The organism is Xanthovirga aplysinae (assembly GCF_009711365.1).
GTDB lineage: Bacteria > Bacteroidota > Bacteroidia > Cytophagales > Cyclobacteriaceae > Xanthovirga > Xanthovirga aplysinae.
Genome location: NZ_SMMB01000850.1, coordinates 1 through 4,721, shown reverse-complemented (window position 1 = coordinate 4,721; position 4,721 = coordinate 1). Strand labels below are relative to the sequence as shown.

The following is a 4,721-nucleotide window of genomic DNA, read 5'->3' as shown; positions in this document are numbered from 1 at the left end:
TTGTTCTTTCAGGTGGGCCAGGTAACCCTTTATTAACTCCTCAAAGGGTTAAAAACTGGCTAAAAAGTCCAGTAAGGAAAAAAAGAGATATTATTCTATTGGACCAAAGGGGTATGGGATATTCCTCAAGTTTGCCAAATATGAATGATGAAATTTTTAAAATCTTCGCTAAGGATACTGATGAAAAAGAAGATCAATTGATGATGGATGAGTTGATTTTCAATTACAAACAAAAGTGTATTAAGCAAAACATTCAGTTGCAACATTACAATACATTTCAAAATGCTAAAGATATAGGGCTATTAATGAAACATTTGAATTATAAAAAGTACAATTTATATGGTGTTTCATATGGAACTCGATTAGGGCGAGTAATACAGGATATGTATCCCAATTACCTGAATGCTGTAATTCTTAACTCTCCAAACCCCATGCAGGGAGACTTCTTAATTGATCGGTTGAAAAGTTATTCCTTAGCATTGGATAGGGTCTTTGCATACTGTGCAAATAACGATAGTTGTTTTGCGGAAAACCCTAATCTGAAACAGGATTATTTTACAGCTATAGAGTCTCTAAAGAAAAAGCCCCTTAAATTAGACATAAATGGTAAATCTTTTTTTCTAAATGCCCAGGAAGGTGTATTTTTCTTACGGAGGGTATTGTATTGGACGGATTCACGAAACTTGGTTCCTAAGTTGATCAAGGAATATTTGAATGGTGGTGGTCCTCTTATTAAGAATCTGGTTCAATATGAATTTGAACCAGGGTTTAATTTTGCTATGTGGTTGGCAGTGGAGCGATACGAAATGTTTAATCCGGAAAATTCACCAGAAGTTATCGATGAGTTTTATGAAACTCTTCCTCTCCTGCCTGTTCCTTTAGGTTTATTTTCCCCTATTTATCATGCAATGGGAAACTTACATGATGAAAGCCTTTCAAAACATGAGAGAACCTTTCAAGTATCCGATGTTCCAACCATGATAACTGTAAATCGATTTGATCCAGTAACCCCACCCGAAAATGGGCATATCCTAATGGAAAAACTTACCAATGGTCAATTATTTATTCTTGACGAAGGAGGGCATGGAGGTGGAAATGAGAAATGTAGAGCAAATGTAATGATTTCCTTTATGGATAACCCTCGAGGAAATCTGGATACTTCTTGCTTGAATTTGGTAAATGAAAAAATGGCCGTTGATAAAAACTAAAATGAGGCAAGGCCTATTTTAGGATTATAATTGATCTCTATAGAACAAGTGTAAAAGCAGAATCCCTCAAGTAAAACTGTTTTTATAAGCTTATTTCAGGATCTGTTAGCTCGAAAAATACCATCAAATTAAAAATAGAAGAGAAGTGTTTTTAAGATTATCTTTTAATAGATTAAATTTTATTAAGAGTACAATATAAAAATGAATAGATTTTGTCCTGTAATTTAATTAGATGTTTTAGGTAGTACTAAAAAATTTATAATAAATTTATGGGTGTAATTATTTAATATAAGTCTTGTTGTTATTTTTTAATGGTTAAGTGCATTGCAAGCTATTGATAAAATATTTTTATTTTTTAATCAAAAAATAAAAGAATTTTACAGCTTGTTGATGCACGAAATATGAATCCAATCAGATAATAAAATATGAAAAAACTATTACTCTTTATCTTTTGTATTTCTATTATTCCCCAAGCTTTTTCTCAAGTGAATTTCAAGGTGAAAGCGGGGATTAATTACGTTGGCAATTATGTTATGCCCAGTGAACTTTTAGATGGGGGCAATTTAAAATACCGTTTTGGATATCATTTTGGTCTGGGTAGCAAATTTAATTTGAATGAGAACTTTATACTTAATTCCGAACTGTTATTTTCCAATAAAGGAACTAAGATTCAAAATAGTGAAAGCAAGAACTCATCAGGTAATTCAAGCTTACATTTGAATTATTTAAATTTACCGATAATGATAGGTTATAAAACTAACAAAAACTTGAGTTTTTTGGCAGGACCGGAGCTGGGATATTTACTTTCAGCAAGGGGAAGAAGTCCTGGTTCTGAACCAGCAAATCTCAGTTTTTTATATAACAAAAAATTAGATTTAGGTTTAGCCGCAGGAATTTCTTATTTAATAGGAGAAAAAATTGAAATTGAGCTTAGATATATACACGGTTTTTTACCTGTTATGGATAAAATTCAGTGGACTGATGAAAATGGTAATTTATTAGACCCATCAAATTCTAAAGAGCAAAACAGAACCTTTCAATTATCTGTTGGATTTCTAATTGGTAAAAAAATGAAAAATATCAATAAAATGTAAGCATTAGAGTTTTCAGTTTTTTCAGGAGAAGCAAAACTGTGTTTTTTATGTAAATCTATTTGAAAAACAAAAAGTCAATAACCACTCTGTTATTTAGGTCGTTTTTTGAGAAAAGATACAAAAGACAATTTTTGATTTTTGCGTAGGAAGGAAAATAGAAAATGCCGATCAATTTTTTGAAATTCCAAAAGAAGGAGAATCGGAGTTAGTTTAAAGTAATATTGTTAAATGCTAAGGTATTTAATTCATGAATTTAGACATTAGAGAAGCTACCAATGCCGATTTTAAAGGAATTTTTCTGTTATTAAACCAACTATGGCCAGACTTGACCTTAGATTATGAAAAACTAAAGAAAGTGTATTTGGTGGCTCTTGTTTCAATTAAACAACATTTGATTGTGGCAGAAGTGGATGGTAAAATTGTAGGGTTTTGCTCATTGACTATTAAAAATAATTTGTGGCAAGCAGGAAACCTTGCCCATGTAGACGAATTAGTGATAGATAAGGATTTTCGTGGGAATGGATTGGGTAAAAAATTATTGGAAAGCATTACCAAGATAGCTGAAGAAAATTATTGCAAACGGATTGAACTTGATTCCTCATTCCATAGGAAAGAAGCACATAATTTTTATGAGTCTGTTGGTTATAAAAATAGGGCTTTTTTATTTTCCAAAACATTGGGTGATTAAGTCAATAGTGTTTTGTGCGCAAAGCATTTTTTATGAGGAACTGGATTTATTCTTCTTTTCCACTTTTCTCCTCACTTAGGTTTCCATTTTTCTCCTTTAACTAATAAATTCCATAAAAAATTTTTTAACAACACTGTAGAAAATGAATATTAGAGAAGGATTAATAGATTTTCAAAACAAGGCCGAGAAAAGTTTTCAAGAAAAGAAGAGCTTGACCTCTATTATTAACTACATATTTGCAATGGTCATCTTCTTCTCTTCCACAATTTTTGCTGCATTTACTTTACCGCTTAGGTTAATTGTTAAACTATTTTCGGAGAAAGATAAAGGCTCCAGTATTCAGGTGATGAACTCAGGGAATATCGATAGTATTTTAAAGAAGGAGAAATTAGTGCTAATTGATTTTTGGGCTGAATGGTGTGGACCATGTGTTATGATGAACTCCACTTTACAAGAATTTGCAGAAAATTCAGAAAATATTTGTATTGCCAAAGTGAATGCGGACTTTAATAGGTCTATCATGAGCCGGTTTAATGTGAGAGGAATTCCTCAATTTGTATTAATTAAAAATGGTGAAGAAATAAAGCGTCATGCAGGTCCCATGACATTGTCAGATTTAGAGAAATTCTCTTTTGAGGGTAAATGAATTGGCTAAGCTAAGCTAAGGGAAACCATTGGGAGGTTGGGAAATTTCTTAAGATTCCCAATTTCCTGTGGCATTAACCAGTACACATGTAGAATTGTTAAAAGATGTAAGTTGAAAATAATAGGTTGTTTTATTTTGGTTTTCAGGCTTTTGGAAGTTATTTTTTTTCTAGTCATTGTAAGGGTCCATGATTCCATCTGGAATATGCCCTTGTTTATTAGTTAATTGCTTTCGATTTATTTTTCCCATGATTTCATTCGAGTATAGATATTTGTCTTTTCCAATCATCAGTCTATACCTAATACGTGTCGATATTCTACCATCAAATTTTGGGACTTTAAACTCCCAGTATTCTTCATTTCTCAAATAAACATTGTGGTAGCTGTTTCCACACCAACTACTTGGTAAAAACTCAATAGGTTGCCATTTTTTATCTAAATAAGCTTCAGCAATTACATTTAGTCTACTGTCGGAGGCCTCAAGCTTTACAACACTGTCCGTTTTGTTTACTATGTAAAAGTTGTAGCCATTGAATTTTTTTGCAAAGGAGATTACTTTGGTTGTGTCTATTTTTAAGAATAGGCCGGTTTCAATAAAGTCTAAAGTACTATTTAATTTTTTGGGTAAATTATCTGAGCTTCCAAAACCGCCTACTGCCAATGTATCTTCCATACTTGAATGAGCATAGATATGTCCACGAAGCATAAACTTTATGTTCAAATCCCTTCTAGTTTGTGCGTATGTTAAAGAACAATACAAAATTGCTATTAGCGATAAAGATACTTTTTTCATATTGAATCTCTTTTTATTCTTTACCTACGACCAAGTTAGGGAATGTGTTTTTTTAGAGTTGGCTCATGTAGGTGGTAAGGGATGGTACTTTCATTTAGATGATGATTTTTTAATTTTTCTGAAAATTAATTATTCCATTTTCATTTGTGCTTGGTTTAAACCATTTGTAGTAACTAAAAACATTTTTTCTTACAATGTCCATTAGGAATATAGTGATAAGAAGTATGGTAATATAACCATATGAAATGTTTGAAATTATTTTGTAATCGGGTTCATTAGGAATCAGGTTACTT

Annotated in this window: 6 protein-coding genes; 4 read left to right on the top strand and 2 right to left on the bottom strand. The window is 31.8% G+C overall.

Going from position 1 to position 4,721, the window contains the following annotated elements:
• From E1171_RS06745 to E1171_RS06730, 4 genes are all read left to right on the top strand, one after another.
• Positions 1 to 1,208: alpha/beta fold hydrolase (locus E1171_RS06745; RefSeq protein WP_155205246.1), on the top strand; the 1,208-nt coding region annotated here is incomplete at its 5' end.
• 425 nt (positions 1,209 to 1,633) lie between these two features.
• Complete coding sequence (locus tag E1171_RS06740; protein WP_155205245.1) at positions 1,634 to 2,302, top strand: porin family protein; 669 nt, start codon at positions 1,634 to 1,636, stop codon at positions 2,300 to 2,302.
• Positions 2,303 to 2,549: 247 nt separating this feature from the next.
• A complete protein-coding gene (locus E1171_RS06735; protein WP_155205244.1) occupies positions 2,550 to 2,990 on the top strand; it encodes a GNAT family N-acetyltransferase in 441 nt (146 codons plus the stop codon).
• 142 nt (positions 2,991 to 3,132) lie between these two features.
• Positions 3,133 to 3,636 carry a thioredoxin family protein gene (locus E1171_RS06730; protein ID WP_155205243.1) on the top strand — a complete coding sequence of 168 codons (504 nt, stop codon included), beginning with the start codon at positions 3,133 to 3,135 and terminating at the stop codon, positions 3,634 to 3,636.
• Positions 3,637 to 3,804: 168 nt separating this feature from the next.
• Here the strand turns inward: E1171_RS06730 and E1171_RS06725 are convergent, their stop codons facing one another.
• Both E1171_RS06725 and E1171_RS24240 read right to left on the bottom strand, forming a co-directional pair.
• Positions 3,805 to 4,428 (bottom strand): hypothetical protein, encoded by a 624-nt coding sequence (locus E1171_RS06725; protein ID WP_155205242.1) that lies wholly within the window; start codon positions 4,426 to 4,428, stop codon positions 3,805 to 3,807.
• 109 nt (positions 4,429 to 4,537) lie between these two features.
• A partial coding sequence (locus E1171_RS24240) for a hypothetical protein (RefSeq protein ID WP_222931428.1) occupies positions 4,538 to 4,721 on the bottom strand: 184 nt, incomplete at its 5' end.

Bases quoted from the DNA above. Each gene is read 5' to 3' on its own strand.
- E1171_RS06740 (WP_155205245.1), top strand. From the start codon at position 1,634: ATGAAAAAACTATTACTCTTTATCTTTTGTATTTCTATTATTCCCCAA.
- E1171_RS06735 (WP_155205244.1), top strand. From the start codon at position 2,550: ATGAATTTAGACATTAGAGAAGCTACCAATGCCGATTTTAAAGGAATT.
- E1171_RS06730 (WP_155205243.1), top strand. From the start codon at position 3,133: ATGAATATTAGAGAAGGATTAATAGATTTTCAAAACAAGGCCGAGAAA.
- E1171_RS06725 (WP_155205242.1), bottom strand. From the start codon at position 4,428: ATGAAAAAAGTATCTTTATCGCTAATAGCAATTTTGTATTGTTCTTTA.